Origin of the sequence: Citrobacter sp. KTE30 (genome assembly GCF_000398825.1) — a bacterium.
Classification (GTDB): domain Bacteria; phylum Pseudomonadota; class Gammaproteobacteria; order Enterobacterales; family Enterobacteriaceae; genus Citrobacter; species Citrobacter freundii.
This window is the reverse complement of the sequence record NZ_KB976055.1, coordinates 1,687,744-1,704,380: the sequence shown is the minus strand read 5'-3', so window position 1 is coordinate 1,704,380 and position 16,637 is coordinate 1,687,744. Positions and strand designations below refer to the sequence as shown.

The 16,637-nt window shown below is 53.1% G+C and carries 13 protein-coding genes; 7 read left to right on the top strand and 6 right to left on the bottom strand.

Going from position 1 to position 16,637, the window contains the following annotated elements; all coding sequences use genetic code 11:
• Positions 1–42: 42 nt before the first annotated feature.
• Both potC and potD read left to right on the top strand, forming a co-directional pair.
• Positions 43–822 carry a spermidine/putrescine ABC transporter permease PotC gene (gene potC, locus WC1_RS14965; protein WP_003030794.1) on the top strand — a complete coding sequence of 260 codons (780 nt, stop codon included), beginning with the start codon at positions 43–45 and terminating at the stop codon, positions 820–822.
• Between the two features lie 27 nt (positions 823–849).
• On the top strand, positions 850–1,896 hold the full coding sequence (gene potD, locus WC1_RS14970; protein ID WP_003030797.1) for a spermidine/putrescine ABC transporter substrate-binding protein PotD: 1,047 nt from the start codon (positions 850–852) through the stop codon (positions 1,894–1,896).
• A gap of 99 nt (positions 1,897–1,995) precedes the next feature.
• On the opposite strand, the gene cobB is transcribed toward potD, so the two are convergent.
• From cobB to lolC, 5 genes are all read right to left on the bottom strand, one after another.
• On the bottom strand, positions 1,996–2,817 hold the full coding sequence (gene cobB / locus WC1_RS14975) for a Sir2 family NAD+-dependent deacetylase (RefSeq protein ID WP_003030799.1): 822 nt from the start codon (positions 2,815–2,817) through the stop codon (positions 1,996–1,998).
• A 15-nt stretch (positions 2,818–2,832) separates the two neighbouring features.
• Positions 2,833–3,744 carry an N-acetylglucosamine kinase gene (gene nagK / locus WC1_RS14980; RefSeq protein ID WP_003030802.1) on the bottom strand — a complete coding sequence of 304 codons (912 nt, stop codon included), beginning with the start codon at positions 3,742–3,744 and terminating at the stop codon, positions 2,833–2,835.
• An 89-nt stretch (positions 3,745–3,833) separates the two neighbouring features.
• Positions 3,834–5,078, bottom strand: coding sequence for a lipoprotein-releasing ABC transporter permease subunit LolE (lolE, locus tag WC1_RS14985; protein ID WP_003030804.1), 1,245 nt, complete (start codon positions 5,076–5,078; stop codon positions 3,834–3,836).
• Positions 5,078–5,779: a lipoprotein-releasing ABC transporter ATP-binding protein LolD gene (gene lolD / locus WC1_RS14990; protein WP_003030805.1), complete on the bottom strand. Its 702-nt coding sequence runs from the start codon at positions 5,777–5,779 to the stop codon at positions 5,078–5,080. Before lolD ends, lolE begins: the two co-directional genes overlap by 1 nt.
• Positions 5,772–6,971: a lipoprotein-releasing ABC transporter permease subunit LolC gene (lolC, locus tag WC1_RS14995; RefSeq protein ID WP_003030806.1), complete on the bottom strand. Its 1,200-nt coding sequence runs from the start codon at positions 6,969–6,971 to the stop codon at positions 5,772–5,774. The genes lolD and lolC overlap by 8 nt, the downstream gene beginning before the upstream one ends.
• Positions 6,972–7,232: 261 nt before the next feature.
• Between lolC and WC1_RS15000 the strand changes: the two genes are divergently transcribed.
• From WC1_RS15000 to WC1_RS15010, 3 genes are all read left to right on the top strand, one after another.
• Entirely contained in the window at positions 7,233–8,297 is a 1,065-nt protein-coding gene (locus WC1_RS15000) for an acyltransferase family protein (protein ID WP_016149996.1), read from the top strand.
• A gap of 118 nt (positions 8,298–8,415) precedes the next feature.
• On the top strand, positions 8,416–11,862 hold the full coding sequence (gene mfd / locus WC1_RS15005) for a transcription-repair coupling factor (RefSeq protein WP_003846721.1): 3,447 nt from the start codon (positions 8,416–8,418) through the stop codon (positions 11,860–11,862).
• A gap of 149 nt (positions 11,863–12,011) precedes the next feature.
• Complete coding sequence (locus WC1_RS15010) at positions 12,012–12,977, top strand: L,D-transpeptidase LdtC (protein WP_016149995.1); 966 nt, start codon at positions 12,012–12,014, stop codon at positions 12,975–12,977.
• Between the two features lie 86 nt (positions 12,978–13,063).
• Here WC1_RS15010 and bhsA read toward each other — a convergent pair whose 3' ends face one another.
• The gene (gene bhsA, locus WC1_RS0122695; protein ID WP_003030810.1) at positions 13,064–13,321 is read right to left on the bottom strand and encodes a multiple stress resistance protein BhsA; all 258 of its coding nucleotides are present in this window, start codon (positions 13,319–13,321) and stop codon (positions 13,064–13,066) included.
• 243 nt (positions 13,322–13,564) lie between these two features.
• On the opposite strand from bhsA, the gene comR reads away from it, so the two are divergent.
• The gene (gene comR, locus WC1_RS15015) at positions 13,565–14,200 is read left to right on the top strand and encodes a TetR family copper-responsive transcriptional repressor ComR (protein WP_016149993.1); all 636 of its coding nucleotides are present in this window, start codon (positions 13,565–13,567) and stop codon (positions 14,198–14,200) included.
• A 255-nt stretch (positions 14,201–14,455) separates the two neighbouring features.
• The gene (locus tag WC1_RS15020) at positions 14,456–16,636 is read left to right on the top strand and encodes a TonB-dependent siderophore receptor (RefSeq protein ID WP_016149991.1); all 2,181 of its coding nucleotides are present in this window, start codon (positions 14,456–14,458) and stop codon (positions 16,634–16,636) included.
• Position 16,637 lies beyond the last annotated feature (1 nt).

The window sequence follows — 16,637 nt, the reverse complement described above, 5'->3', positions numbered from 1 at the left end:
TCTGAAAGCATCCCGTCTTCTGAACAAGAAGGTGGAACTCGAATGATCGGTCGACTGCTCCGCGGCGGTTTTATGACCGCTATCTACGCGTATCTGTATATTCCAATCATCATTCTGATTGTGAACTCCTTTAACAGCTCGCGCTTCGGCATCAACTGGCAGGGTTTTACTACCAAATGGTACGGCCTGCTGATGAATAACGACAGCCTGTTGCAGGCGGCGCAGCACTCGCTGACGATGGCGGTGCTATCCGCCACGTTTGCCACCTTGATCGGCTCACTCACTGCGGTTGCGCTGTATCGCTACCGTTTTCGCGGTAAACCGTTCGTCAGTGGTATGCTGTTCGTGGTGATGATGTCGCCAGATATTGTGATGGCAATATCTCTGCTGGTGCTGTTTATGCTGATCGGCATTCAACTGGGTTTCTGGTCGCTGTTGTTCTCACATATCACTTTTTGTCTACCTTTTGTGGTGGTGACAGTTTACTCACGCCTGAAAGGTTTTGATGTACGCATGCTTGAGGCTGCTAAAGATTTGGGTGCCAGCGAAGTAACTATTCTGCGCAAGATTATACTGCCACTGGCTATGCCTGCGGTGGCTGCAGGTTGGTTGCTGAGCTTTACGCTGTCGATGGATGATGTCGTCGTTTCGTCCTTCGTTACCGGACCGGGTTATGAAATTCTGCCATTAAAAATCTACTCAATGGTCAAAGTCGGTGTATCACCAGAGGTGAACGCGCTGGCGACCATTTTGTTGGTTCTGTCGCTGGTTATGGTGATCGCCAGCCAGCTTATTGCACGTGATAAAACCAAGGGCCGCTGAGGCCCTTAATTCAGGGGACGTTAAATGATGAAAAAATGGTCACGCCACCTGCTCGCGGCGGGTGCTCTGGCACTGGGCATGAGCGCCGCTCACGCGAATGACAACAACACGCTCTATTTCTATAACTGGACCGAGTATGTCCCGCCAGGGCTGCTGGAACAATTCACCAAAGAGACCGGCATTAAGGTTATCTATTCGACCTACGAGTCGAACGAAACCATGTACGCCAAGCTCAAAACCTATAAAGACGGCGCATACGATCTGGTGGTTCCGTCCACCTATTACGTCGATAAAATGCGTAAAGAAGGCATGATCCAGAAGATCGACAAGTCGACGTTGACCAACTTCCACAACCTCGATCCGGAAATGCTCAACAAGCCGTTTGACCCGAACAATGACTACTCCATCCCGTATATCTGGGGTGCGACGGCCATTGGCGTAAACAGCGATGCTATCGATCCGAAAACCGTCACCAGTTGGGCCGATCTATGGAAACCGGAGTACAAAGGCAGTCTGCTGTTAACGGATGATGCGCGTGAAGTGTTCCAGATGGCGCTGCGCAAGCTGGGATACTCCGGCAATACCACCGACCCGAAAGAGATTGAAGCCGCCTATAACGAACTGAAGAAGCTGATGCCTAACGTCGCGGCGTTTAACTCTGACAACCCGGCCAACCCGTATATGGAAGGTGAAGTCAATCTGGGGATGGTATGGAATGGCTCCGCGTATGTTGCGCGTCAGGCAGGTACACCGCTGGAAGTGGTATGGCCTAAAGAAGGTGGCATTTTCTGGATGGATAGCCTGTCTATTCCGGCTAACGCGAAAAACAAAGAAGGTGCGCTGAAGCTGATTAACTTCCTGCTGCGCCCGGACGTGGCGAAAGAAGTTGCGGAAACTATTGGTTATCCGACGCCAAACCTGGCAGCACGTAAGCTGTTAAGCCCTGAAGTTGCAAATGATAAAACCCTGTACCCTGACGCAGAAACCATCAACAAAGGGGAATGGCAGAACGACGTCGGTTCCGCCAGCGCTATCTATGAAGAGTATTATCAGAAGCTGAAAGCAGGACGCTAATTGCCCTCCTCTTAGGCCGGATAAGACGCGCCAGCGTCGCATCCGGCGCATCATCACTGCCCGATGGCGCTGCGCTTATCGGGCCTACGCCATCCGTGTTCACAGACCTTTCAATAACTTCTCAACAAACTCTGGCACCACCTGGCTTGCCGGACCGTAATACTTCTCTTCAAACTCGCTGCCAACCTGGCTCGGTTCGAGATTTAGTTCTACCGTATGTGCCCCATGCAGTCGCGCCTCATGCACAAAACCCGCAGCCGGATAAACATGTCCCGATGTGCCAATCGCAATGAATACATCCGCCATTGCCAGCGCCATGTAAATTTCATCCATGCCCAGCGGCATTTCACCAAACCACACCACGTGTGGTCGCAGCGGTGCCGGAAATTGACAGCAGTGACATTTATCTTCCGGGGTCACATCGTCCTTCCATTCCAGAATCTGCCCGCTTTGCGAGCAGCGAACCTTGAGCAGTTCGCCGTGCATATGGATAACGTTCTGGCTGCCCGCACGCTCATGCAGGTTATCAATGTTCTGCGTCACCAGTAAAAAACGGTCGCCCAGTTCGGCTTCGAGTTTTGCCAGTGCGATATGCGCCGCGTTGGGCTGGATTTCTGGCTGTTGCAATTGATGGCGACGGGCGTTATAAAACGACTGAACCAGTTCCGGGTTTCGACTAAATCCTTCCGGAGTCGCAACGTCCTCAACCCGATGTTCTTCCCAGAGACCATCCGCCGCGCGGAAAGTTCGAATTCCTGACTCAGCGGAGATTCCCGCTCCCGTCAGTACCAGCACTCTTGGTTTTTCCATCAATTCCGGCACCACTCTGTCTCTGAAAAAGATTCGTTGACGCAGGCGATCGCGCAAATGGCGTTTATTTTTACGAAAGCGGCTTAACCGATGACCCCGACGCGACAGCATAACAACCTCTTTGTATTAATCGGTAAGATGTAGGAAAGCAGCCCCGCGCATCCCGCCGGCATCACCGTGCCGTGCCTGCTCAATACGCGGTACCCGGGCAACCGGCAACAGATGACGTGGCAGTCGGTCCGTCAGTTGCGTCGTAATAGCGGTAAAATTCGACAAGCCTCCGCCAATCACCACCAAATCAGGATCGACGATAGTCAGGATATTCCCAAGACACACCGCCAGCAAATCCAGATAGCGTTCTACGTGTGCACGCGCATGTTCATCGCCCTGCTCCCACAACGCGATAATTTCACGGGCATCCAGCGGTTGATGGTAGTAATGCTGATACAACCACGCAAATCCACCGCCGGAAAGATAGCTTTCGATGCATCCCAGTTGGCCGCATCCGCAGCGGCGCAGCGGGAAATCAAAGCCCATCAGCGTCAGCGCATCGACCGGCAAACGAATATGACCAAACTCGCCGGTGATATAGCTACGTCCGGTGATGGATTTCCCGTTAAGCACCAGGCCGCCGCCAACGCCCGTACCGAGGATCAACCCCATCACCAGCGGATATTGGGTAAACTCGTCATCCCAGGCTTCGGAGAGAGCAAAACAGTTCGCATCGTTATCCAGACGAACATCGCGGTCAAGGCGAGCGCTAAGATCTGCGCGGAGCGGTTTGCCACTGGCGGCAGGAACGTTGGCCGCGTACAACGTGCCGTCTTCCGTTTCCGGCATGCCAGGAATCCCGATACCGACCGAACCTTTGATACCAAAACGCTGGTCAGCTTCCGTCACCAGATTGCAGACCGCATCAAGGAAAGCGTCGTAGCTGTCGCGAGGTGTAGGGACGCGAGTTTCCCATTGCAGACGACGTTGCTTATCAAACACGCCCAGCGCAATTTTGGTCCCGCCGATGTCAAATCCGTAATACATCACCGCTCCTTGATACACGTCATCCTTCAAGATGCCTCTGCGTTGGCTACGCCTTGATGCAGCATGAATGCTGTCGTGTATTATTGTTGTTATTGGCCGCTAAGTACTCTCGCAGGATCAATATTGCTGGCGCGACGCGCCGGATACCAACTTGCCAAAAGACTCAGCACGAGTGCTGTCACCAGCACGTAAATCACATCCAGCCAGTGTAATTCCGATGGCAGGAAGTCAATGAAATAGATATCGCCGGACAGGAACTGATGACCGATAAGCGCCTCGATTCCGTTGATGATCGGCGTCAGTTGCAACGAGACAACCACCCCGATGACGACGCCTATCAGGCTACCGAACAGACCCGCCAGCAGGCCGTACCAGACAAAAATGGCACGGATCAACCCATCTTTCGCCCCGAGGGTTCTTAATACCGCAATATCGCCGCTTTTGTCTTTTACCGCCATCACTAACGTGGAAACGATATTAAAGCAGGCCACACCAATCACCAGCACCATCGCCAGATACATAATGGCGCGAATCATCTGGATATCGCGATACATATAGCCGTAAGTACCGATCCAGCTCTTAATATAAACATAGTTATTGGTCACTTCGCCCGCGTCCCGCACCAGCTTATTGGCGTTAAACACGTCGTTAACTTTCAGCGCAATCCCGGAAACGCTGGTTCCCATATCCAGATATTGCTGCGCATCTTCCATTGGGATCATGGCAAAGCTGTGATCGAGTTGGCCGCTCAGTTGCAGGATCCCAGTAACGTGTAAACGCACGCGTTTGGGCTGCTGTAACTTATGATCCGCGCTGGCGTTAGGGATCATAATCGACACCCAGTCGCCCTGCTTCACTTTCAGCGCATCGGCAATACCCTTACCAATGATGATTTGTTGTTCACCGGCTTTAAAATTATCCCAGGCATGGTTTTGCACGAAGGATGGCAGTGCGCTTAAACGCTGTTCCTGTTTCGGGTCAACGCCCTTCACCTGCACCGCGCGTAAGTTCGCCCCGCTCTCTACCAGTCCGGTAAAGTTGATATAAGGCGCCGCGGCGACAATACCCGGCACTTTTTGTACTTTGTCGAGCGCTTCCTGCCAGTTATTCCACGGCTGATTTACGGCTTCAATCTCTCCGTGTGGGACTACGGCCAGAATACGGTTGTTCAGCTCACGCTCAAATCCGTTCATGGCACTTAAACCAACGATCAACACCGCCACACCCAACGCGATGCCAACGGTGGAAATCACAGATATCAGCGAAACCATACCGCCGCGCCGCCGACCACGGCTAAAGCGCAGACCAATCAATAACGATAAAGGCGAAGCCATTACTCAGCTCCCATCAGGCTCAGTTCTGCCGTCAGGCGACCATCGCGCATCTCCAGCTGGCGGCTCATCCGCTTCGCCAGTTGCAGATCGTGCGTCACCACCAGAAATGCCGTGCCCTGAGAACGGTTCAGCTCGCCCAGAAGCTCGAAAATGCTGTCCGCGTTACGCGCATCCAGGTTACCCGTTGGCTCATCCGCCAGGACCAGACGCGGGTTATTCACCAGCGCACGAGCGATGGCCACACGCTGGCGTTCGCCGCCAGACAGTTCAGACGGGCGATGACTGGCACGATGATCCAGTCCTACGGCTTTCAGCATATCCCGTGCGCGCTCGGTTATTTCAGCCGGTTTTTTCTTGCCGATCAGCAGCGGCATCGCTACGTTTTCCAGCGCGGTAAAGTCCGGCAGTAAATGGTGGAACTGGTAAATAAAGCCCAGCTTCTGATTACGCAGTTCCGCTTTCGCCGCCGACGAGAGCTTGCTCATTGGCTGACCGCTAAAAATGACGTCGCCGGAAGTCGGGGTATCCAACCCGCCTAACAGATGCAGCAGCGTACTCTTGCCGGAGCCAGAGCTGCCGACAATCGCCATCATCTCACCTTCGCCGACGCTAAAACTGACATCGTGCAGGACATCGGTCTGCACAGTGCCTTCCTGATAGCGTTTGCACAGGTTGTCGCATTGCAACAGGATCTTATTCATAACGTAAAGCCTCAGCGGGTTGAGTGGCGGCAGCGCGCCAGGAAGGATAAAGCGTAGACAGCAACGCGATGGCCATCGCCACCAGCGCAATGACGATAACCTGCAGCGGCTCGATAGCGACCGGCAGCGCCGCGCCATCCAGCAGCACACCAATAATTGGCATCAAATTGTTCAGTTGGCTGGCGAGCAATGCGCCCAGCACCGCGCCAAGCAGCGCGCCGATAATCCCGGCACTGGCCCCCTGAACCATAAACACCATCATTATCTGCCGCGGCGTTAGCCCCTGCGTTTGTAGAATCGCCACTTCTCCTTGCTTCTCCATTACCATCAGACCCAGCGAGGTAATAATATTAAAAGCCGCCACAGCCACGATCAGGCTAAGCAGTAGCCCCATCATGTTCTTCTCCATGCGCACGGCCTGGAACAGTTCCCCTTTGCGCTCGCGCCAGTCCTGCCATTTGGTGCCCTGCGGCAGCGTTTGCTGGCTCAGCGTATCAACTTTTAACGGTTCGTTCAGCCACAGACGCCAGCCGGTAATATTGCCCACCGGATAGCGCATCAGGCGGGAAGCATCCTGAATGTTGGTCAGCATCTGGTAGCCGTCTACTTCGCTGTTGGCGGCGAAGGTGCCAATCACCGTAAACAGACGCTGGCTCGGCAAACGCCCCATTGGCGTAAACTGGCTGGCCGAAGGCACCATCACGCGAATTTGATCGCCACGGTTCACGCCCAACTGCCCGGCAAGCTGCTCGCCGAGGATGACATTATACTTACCCGGTTGCAGATCTGTTTGCTTCACATTGACCAGATACGGCGTTAACGGATCTTTTTGCGCCGGATCGATACCGAGCATCACGCCGACCGCCACGCTACGCGCGCTTTGCAGCACCACATCTCCCGTAGTTATGGGTGCAACTCGGTTGACGCCGTTCAACACCACCGCTTTTTCCGGCAGTTGTTGCGGGTTGAGGGAACCCTGTTCAGACGAGAGAACGGCCTGAGGCATCAGGCCAAGAATATTGTTTTGCAGCTCGCGCTCAAAACCGTTCATCACCGACAACACCGTGACCAGCGCCATCACCCCGAGGGTAATGCCAATGGTGGAGAGCCAGGAAACGAAGCGACCGAAGCGATCTGCTGCACGCCCACGCATATAACGCAGGCCGATGAATAGAGCGACAGGTTGGTACATGAAATCCGTCTGGTTGCTGTTAGCAAAGTCACGAGTATATAAGCGAAAGCGGAATGGGTAAATGACTGAACCGTAAGTGTTCGTCAGCACTATTCCTAAAAGTATAAATAAATCAATTCGCTAAAGTTGTCCGTCTTCCCTTCCATCCTGGTCCCTGATCTTTATCTTAAAAAATCAAAATGCAGACAGTTACGCATTACAGCGCACAGCGGGTTGCGCAGGATGGCAGGCTATAACCAACAATATGGATACGCCGTCTCGATGAATAAAAAAGAACTATGGATTAATCAAATCAAAGGGTTATGTATTTGTCTGGTGGTGATTTACCACTCGGTAATCACATTTTACCCGCACCTCACTACTTTTCAGCATCCGCTTTCAGAGCTGCTGAGCAAATGCTGGATTTACCTCAATTTGTACCTGGCGCCGTTTCGCATGCCGGTCTTTTTCTTTATTTCGGGATATCTGATCCGTCGCTACATTGATAGCGTCCCGTGGACCACCTGCGTGGATAAACGGATCTGGAGTATTGCCTGGGTGCTGATTCTCTGGGGTGTGGTGCAATGGCTGGCGTTAGTGGCGCTCAATAACTGGCTGGCCCCACAGCGCGATCTGAGCCATGCTGCCAACGCCGCTTATGCTGGTTCGATCGCAGGTTTTACCCACGGGATGCTGACCGCCAGTACCAGCTTGTGGTATCTGTACGCGCTGATTGTCTATTTTGTTCTGTGTAAAATTTTCAGCCGTTGGGCAGTGCCGCTGTTGGCGTTATTTGTGGCGCTGAGCGTGACGATCAACTTTGTCCCGACGCCGTGGTGGGGAATGAACAGCGTGATTCGCAATCTGCCCTGGTACAGCCTCGGTGCATGGTTTGGCGCAACGCTGATGGTATGGATTAAGGAGGTGCCCCTGCGCCGCCATGCGCTCATTGTTCTGGTTAGCGCAATCGCCGCCATCGTCGCGTGGCTGGCAAATGTCTCACTATTACTTTCTCTTCTTTCCATTGTGCTGATCATGAAGCTGTTTTATCAATTTGAGCTGCGCTTTGGTATGCGTGAGTCCGGCCCGTTAAGCGTAATTGGTGCCAATACCATCGCCATCTACACCACCCACCGTATTCTGGTTGAGCTGTTCAGCTTAACGCTAATCCCAAACATTAATCATGCCGCCTGGCCTGCATATGCGGAGCTGGCCCTGCTGCTGGTGTATCCATTCGCCTGCCTGCTGCTGTGCACCTTGTTTGGCCTGTTGGTGCGTAAAATTTCACAAAAAACAGTGGCCGACCTGCTCTTTTCCCCGCCTTCATTATCGGTCGTTTCGCGCTAACCCCAACGCGCTTTTTGCCCCCATCAGGGGGCGAATCAATTTGCTTATGAGAAACGATCACGGATAATAAAGAACATTGCTTATCAGATGTATACCTAAACGAGAACCTGACAACCGAATGCCTGAACAACATCGTTACACGCTCCCAGCGAAAGCTGGCGATCAGCGCCAGTTGGGTGAGCTTACCGGTGCCGCCTGCGCAACGCTGGTCGCCGAAATCGCCGAACATCACGCCGGTCCAGTGGTGCTGATCGCGCCGGACATGCAAAATGCTTTGCGCCTGCATGATGAAATTCGTCAGTTTACCGACCAGATGGTGATGAACCTGGCCGACTGGGAAACGCTGCCCTATGACAGTTTTTCTCCCCATCAGGAGATTATCTCTTCGCGTCTCTCTACGCTGTATCAACTGCCTGCCATGCAGCGAGGCGTGCTGATCGTTCCGGTAAATACTCTGATGCAGCGTGTCTGTCCGCACAGCTATCTGCACGGGCATGCGCTGGTCATGAAAAAAGGTCAGCGGCTTTCGCGCGACGCCCTGCGCGAACAGCTGGATAGCGCTGGCTATCGCCATGTTGATCAGGTCATGGAACACGGCGAATACGCCACGCGCGGCGCGTTGTTGGATCTGTTCCCGATGGGCAGCGAGTTGCCTTATCGTCTGGATTTCTTTGATGACGAAATCGACAGCCTGCGTCTGTTTGATACCGACACCCAGCGCACGCTGGAAGAAGTCGATGCCATTAATTTGCTTCCCGCGCACGAATTCCCGACTGACAAAACGGCCATCGAGCTATTCCGTAGTCAGTGGCGCGATACCTTTGAGGTTAAACGCGACGCCGAACATATTTATCAGCAGGTCAGCAAAGGCACGTTACCTGCGGGTATTGAATACTGGCAACCGCTGTTTTTCAGCGAGCCGCTGCCGCCGCTGTTCAGCTACTTCCCTGCCAATACGTTATTGGTCAATACCGGTGATATCGAGACCAGCGCAGAACGCTTCCAGGCCGATACCCTGTCACGCTTTGAAAATCGCGGTGTTGATCCAATGCGCCCGCTTCTGCCGCCGGAATCGCTGTGGCTGCGGGTTGATGAGCTGTTTTCTGAACTTAAACGCTGGCCGCGCGTTCAACTGAAAACCGAGAGTCTGGCGAACAAAGCTGCGAATACCAACCTCGGGTTCCAGAAGCTGCCGGACATCGCCGTGCAGGCACAGCAAAAATCACCGTTAGATGCGTTACGTAAATTCCTTGAGGGCTTTACCGGCCCGGTGATTTTCTCGGTCGAAAGTGAAGGCCGACGTGAAGCGCTTGGCGAGTTGCTCGCTCGTATCAAAGTGGCACCGAAGCGGATATTGCGACTCGATGAAGCCGTAGATAACGGTCGTTATCTGATGATTGGCGCAGCTGAGCACGGCTTCATCGATAGCAAACGCAATCTGGCACTGATTTGTGAAAGCGATCTGCTTGGGGAACGCGTGGCGCGTCGCCGCCAGGATTCGCGTCGCACCATCAACCCGGATACATTAATTCGTAACCTTGCAGAGCTGCATCCCGGTCAGCCGGTAGTGCATCTGGAACACGGCGTGGGTCGCTATGCCGGGATGACCACGCTGGAAGCGGGCGGTATCACCGGTGAATATCTGATGCTCACCTATGCCAACGATGCCAAACTGTACGTGCCGGTGTCGTCACTGCATCTGATCAGCCGCTATGCAGGCGGTGCAGAAGAGAATGCACCGCTGCATAAACTGGGCGGCGATGCCTGGTCACGCGCCCGACAGAAAGCCGCTGAGAAGGTGCGCGATGTCGCGGCAGAGCTGCTGGATATTTATGCCCAGCGCGCGGCGAAAGAAGGCTTTGCCTTTAAGCATGACCGTGAACAGTATCAGCTGTTTTGCGACAGCTTCCCGTTTGAAACCACGCCTGACCAGGCGCAGGCGATCAACGCTGTACTCAGCGATATGTGTCAACCGCTGGCCATGGACCGCCTGGTGTGCGGCGACGTCGGTTTTGGTAAAACCGAAGTCGCGATGCGCGCCGCTTTCCTTGCCGTAGAGAACCACAAACAGGTTGCCGTGCTGGTTCCGACTACCCTGCTCGCACAACAGCACTTCGACAACTTCCGCGATCGTTTTGCCAACTGGCCGGTACGCATTGAGATGTTGTCCCGTTTCCGTAGCGCCAAAGAGCAAGCGCAGATTCTGGAGCAGGTTGCCGAGGGGAAAATTGATATTCTCATCGGCACGCACAAACTGCTGCAAGCGGATGTGAAGCTAAAAGATCTGGGTCTGCTGATTGTCGATGAAGAGCACCGTTTCGGCGTTCGCCACAAAGAACGCATCAAGGCGATGCGCGCGGATGTCGATATTCTGACCCTGACGGCAACGCCTATTCCGCGTACGCTCAATATGGCGATGAGCGGCATGCGCGATCTGTCGATCATCGCCACGCCGCCCGCTCGTCGTCTGGCGGTCAAAACCTTCGTGCGCGAATACGACAGCCTGGTGGTACGCGAGGCGATCCTGCGTGAAGTTCTGCGCGGGGGACAAGTTTATTATCTGTTTAACGACGTCGAAAATATCCAGAAAACCGCTGACAGATTAGCGGAACTGGTGCCGGAAGCGCGTATTGGCATCGGCCACGGGCAAATGCGCGAGCGCGAGCTGGAACGCGTGATGAACGATTTCCACCATCAGCGTTTTAACGTGCTGGTGTGTACCACCATTATCGAAACCGGGATCGACATTCCGACCGCCAACACCATTATCATCGAACGTGCCGATCACTTTGGTTTAGCGCAATTGCACCAGCTACGCGGTCGTGTGGGACGCTCACACCATCAGGCGTACGCCTGGCTGCTGACGCCGCATCCAAAAGCAATGACCACCGACGCGCAAAAGCGTCTGGAAGCCATCGCCTCGCTGGAAGATTTAGGTGCAGGATTTGCGCTGGCGACCCACGACCTTGAAATTCGCGGCGCCGGGGAACTGCTGGGTGAAGATCAAAGTGGCTCCATGGAAAGCATCGGCTTCTCGCTGTATATGGAGTTGCTGGAAAATGCGGTCGATGCGCTCAAAGAAGGGCGTGAGCCGTCACTGGAAGATCTCACCAGCCAGCAAACCGAAGTTGAATTGCGTATGCCTTCTCTGCTGCCGGATGACTATATACCGGATGTTAACACCCGACTATCGTTCTACAAGCGCATTGCCAGCGCGAAAGGCGAAAACGAACTGGAAGAGATTAAGGTCGAGCTGATAGATCGTTTTGGCCTGCTGCCCGACCCGGCCCGTACGTTGCTGGATATCGCTCGTTTACGCCAGCAGGCGCAGAAACTGGGGATCAGAAAGCTCGAAGGTCATGACAAAGGCGGTACCATTGAATTTGCCGAGAAAAACCACGTCAACCCGGTCTGGCTGATTGGTTTACTGCAAAAACAACCGCAACACTTCCGTCTGGACGGCCCAACCCGACTGAAATTTATGCAAGATCTAGGCGAGCGTAAAACGCGGATCGACTGGGTCCGCCAGTTTATGCGCCAGCTTGAAGAAAACGCCGTAGCATAGTGAACAGGCCGGGTGAGCACACCACTCACCCGGCCTGATGAATTTACAAACTCTTTGCACTTCCCTGCACTTCCAGACACAGCAAACCGCCATAATTCTCGTTTACTTTTACATAATAAAAACCACGTAAAAACAATGGATTTATGGTGATGTTAAACAATAAACGACTCTCTCGCTGGCTCGCGTTTTTTACGCTGGCAGCGACCTTCGCGTTAGCACTTCCGGCTCAGGCAAACACCTGGCCGCTGCCACCGCCGGGAAGCCGTCTGGTGGGCCAGAATACCGTTCACGTTGTTGAAGACAATGGCGGTTCTCTGGAGGCGATTGCGAAAAAATATAATGTCGGCTTTTTAGCGCTGCTGCAGGCCAACCCCGGCGTTGACCCTTACGTACCACGTCCAGGCAGCGTGCTGACTATTCCATTACAAACTCTGCTACCTGACGCCCCGCGCGAAGGTATTGTTATCAACCTCGCCGAACTGCGTCTTTATTATTACCAGCCGGGGACCAATTCGGTGACCGTTTATCCTATTGGTATTGGCCAGTTAGGTGGTGACACGCTGACGCCTACGATGGTAACCACCATTTCTGATAAACGCGCCAACCCCACCTGGACGCCGACGGCAAATATCCGCGCGCGATACAAAGCAAACGGAATTGACCTGCCTGCCGTTGTACCTGCCGGTCCGGATAACCCGATGGGCCATCATGCAATTCGCTTAGCGGCATACGGCGGCGTCTATCTGCTGCACGGCACCAATGCTGACTTTGGCATCGGCATGCGCGTCAGTTCCGGCTGTATTCGTCTGCGCGACGGTGATATCGAAACCCTATTCCGTCAGGTAACGCCCGGAACTAAGGTCAATATTATCAATACGCCGATCAAAGCATCCGTTGAGCCTAACGGCGTACGGCTGGTAGAAGTGCATCAGCCGCTGTCCGAAAAAATCAATGACGACCCGCAACTGTTGCCAATCGTGCTGAACGCGTCCATGCAGACATTTAAAAATGCGGCGCAAACAGATGCCGCCGTCATGGATCATGCGATGGAGATTCGCTCAGGCATGCCGGTCGATGTGACCCGTCATCACGACGTTGCTCAACAGCCGATGTAAACTCCGCACATAAAAAAACCCCCGCTGGATTTTATTCCGCGGGGGTTTTTTATTTAACTCGCAGTGGCATTGCGATGGGTTAAATCTTATTTGTAGATAACAGCAGTCCCATGAAGGGTGTTAGGGCCGGTAACGGAAGTAATACGGAAAGACTTCGCACCCATCTCATCGGCTTTCTGCGCCAGTTGATCTTCCAGTGAACCTAAGTTAGTCCCCGCATTCGCAGAAATAGTACCGACTTTCTCTTGACCCGCAGGTGTGGACTGAACTTCAACAGCGGCGAAGCTTGCAAATGACAGTGAGCTAAGAACAGCAGCAACAAACAGGGTTTTTACGTTTTTCATGATAGTGACCTTTAGCAGATGAATGGGTGTCGGAAAGATTAACTTAACGATCGATAGGTAAATCATAGATGTGATCCAGGTCACACGTCAATACTTTTTTATAATGATCGTTACATAAAATATAAAGGTCTTATTTTTCATGACAATAGATATAATTTATTTTTATCGTGAATCCGCTGGAGTGTGCAGTCGAATATTTTTATAATGGTTATTCAATAAACCCAACAAAGGTACATCGGCGCCATGACAACTGAAACGACAGGTTGTGCAAAAAAAAGCCGTGGCCGACCAAAAGTGTTCGACAGGGAAGCCGCGCTTGATAAGGCCATGACACTCTTCTGGCAGCACGGATATGAAGCGACCTCGCTCGCCGATCTCGTAGAAGCTACCGGCGCAAAAGCGCCCACGCTGTATGCGGAGTTCACCAATAAAGAAGGGTTGTTCCGTGCCGTGCTGGACCGCTACATCACCCGCTTTGCGGCGAAACACGAAGCTCAGCTGTTTTGTGAAGAAAAAAGCCTTGAGTCCGCACTGGAAGACTATTTCACCGCCGTAGCGACCTGCTTTACCAGCAAGGACACCCCGGCGGGATGTTTCATGATTAACACTTCTGCGACGCTGGCAGCCTCTTCCCGCGATATTGCGCACACGGTGAAATCCCGCCATGCAATGCAGGAACAGACGCTTACTCAGTTTCTTCATCAGCGTCAGCAACGAGGTGAAATCCCCGCCTACTGTGACGTGCAAAAACTGGCTGAATACCTGAACTGTATTTTACAAGGTATGTCGATCAGCGCCCGTGAAGGTGCAACGTTTGAAAAACTGATGCAGATCGCACGTACCACCCTGCGACTGTGGCCCGAACTCGTCAAAGCTTAACCCTTTCCCGCAATTCCCCCGCTGTACTAACACCCCCGGGAGCTGATAAAGCCCCCGGTTAGATTCCCGTTCCATTGTCCCTACATTTCTCATTGTTTTCATCGTGTTATCCGATCATTTTTTGTAAAAGGTATTGATAACGACAATTGTTATCAGCAATATTCGCATTTGTTTTAATGCCTGTTTCACAATGTAACCATCGGTTTCTCTACCGCCATAACAAAAACAGATCGACTCTTTTTAAAAGGAATACAAATGAATAAGCGTCTCTGGGTGCTCAATCCTCTCCTGTTGTCTTTAACCCTCCCGGCCATTGCGGCTGAGGAAGAGAACCTCATCGTCAGCGCCAACCGTAGCCAACGCACCGTGGCAGAAATGGCGCAAACGACCTGGGTTATTGAAGGAAGCGAGATTGAACAACAGGTTCAGGGGGGGAAAGAGTTCAAGGATGTTCTTGCTCAGTTAATCCCAGGAATCGATGTCAGTAGCCAGGGGCGTACAAACTACGGCATGAACATGCGTGGTCGCGCCATTGTCGTGCTCATTGACGGTGTCCGTCTGAACTCCTCGCGAACCGACAGCCGTCAGCTTGACTCCATTGACCCGTTTAACATTGCGCACATTGAAGTCATTTCAGGCGCAACCTCACTTTATGGCGGTGGCAGTACCGGCGGATTAATCAACATCGTCACCAAAAAAGGCCAGCCGGAGCGTGAAGTAGAACTCGAACTGGGGAGCAAAAGCGGCTTCAACAACAGTAACGATCATGATGAACGCGTTGCCGCGGCGGTGAGTGGAGGAACAGATCGCGCTTCCGGGCGTATGTCCGTCGCGTATCAACGATTTGGCGGCTGGTATGACGGTAATCACGATGCCCTGCTGCTGGATAACACCCAAACCGGGCTACAGCACTCCGATCGTCTGGACGTGATGGGCACCGGGACGATTGAACTTGACGACAACCGTCAGTTGCAACTGGTTACACAGTATTACAAGAGCCAGGGGGATGATGATTACGGGCTGGATCTCGGCGAGAACATGTCCGCCGTAACCGGAAACGGTAAAGCTTATACCAGCAGCGGACTGAATTCCGATCGTATTCCCGGAACCGAACGTCATCTGATCAGCCTGCAATATTCAGATGCGGATTTTTTCGGCCAGAACCTGGTCAGCGAAATCTATTACCGCGACGAATCGCTGAAATTCTATCCTTTCCCGACGCTCAGCAAAGGTAAGGTCACCAGTTTCTCCGCATCTCAGCAGGACACAGACCAGTTTGGCGCCAAAATTACCCTCAACAGCCAGTTGATGGATAACTGGGAGCTGACGTGGGGTATCGATGCCGATCACGAGACCTTCGATTCCAATCAGAAATTCTTCGATCTGGCCTGGTCCCTGCCCTCCGGCGGCATGGATAACCGCACCGCTTATACCACCGGGCGTTACCCCGGTTACAGCATCACCAACTTTGCGCCTTTCCTGCAAAACAGCTATGACATTAACGACATCTTTACCCTCAGCGGTGGCGTGCGCTATCAATGGACCGAAAACAGGGTTGATGATTTCGTTGGCTATGCTCAACAGCAGGGAATCGCGACCGGGCTTGCGAACTCTGCCGATACCATTCCGGGCGGCAAAACCGATTACGATAATTTCCTGTTCAACGCCGGTATCCTCGCCCATCTGACTGACCGTCAGCAAACGTGGTTTAATTTCTCTCAGGGCGTGGAGCTTCCGGATCCAGGGAAATATTACGGTAACGGCACCTATTCGCTGGTTGGCGATCATTACCAGCTCCAGCGCAGCGTCAACGTGGCGGATTCACGTCTGGAAGGGATTAAAGTTAACTCGTACGAACTGGGATGGCGCTACACCGGCGATAGTCTGCGCACGCAACTGGCCGCTTACTACTCGACTTCGGATAAATCGATCGTTATCAACCGCAGCGATATGACCATTAACGTTCAACCCGACGATCGCCGCATTTATGGCATTGAAGGCGCGGTGGATTATTTCATTGCAGATACGGACTGGAGCCTGGGCGGCAACTTCAATGTCATTAAATCGGAAGTGAAACAGAACGGTAAATGGCAAAAATGGGATGTGACTCTGGCCTCACCGTCGAAAGCAACCGCATGGGTCGGCTGGGCACCAGAACCGTGGACCTTGCGCGTACAGAGCCAGCAAACATTTGATCTGACCGACGCCAGCGGCAATAAGCTGGATGGCTATAACACCATGGACTTTATCGGCAGCTATCAGCTCCCGTTGGGTAAGCTGACCTTTAGCGTGGAAAACCTGCTGAATGAAGAGTACACCACGCTGTGGGGACAACGTGCGCCACTGCTGTACAGCCCAACCTACGGCAGTCCGTCACTGTATGAATACAAGGGCCGGGGCCGCACCTTTGGTCTGAACTATGCCTTAACCTTCTGAT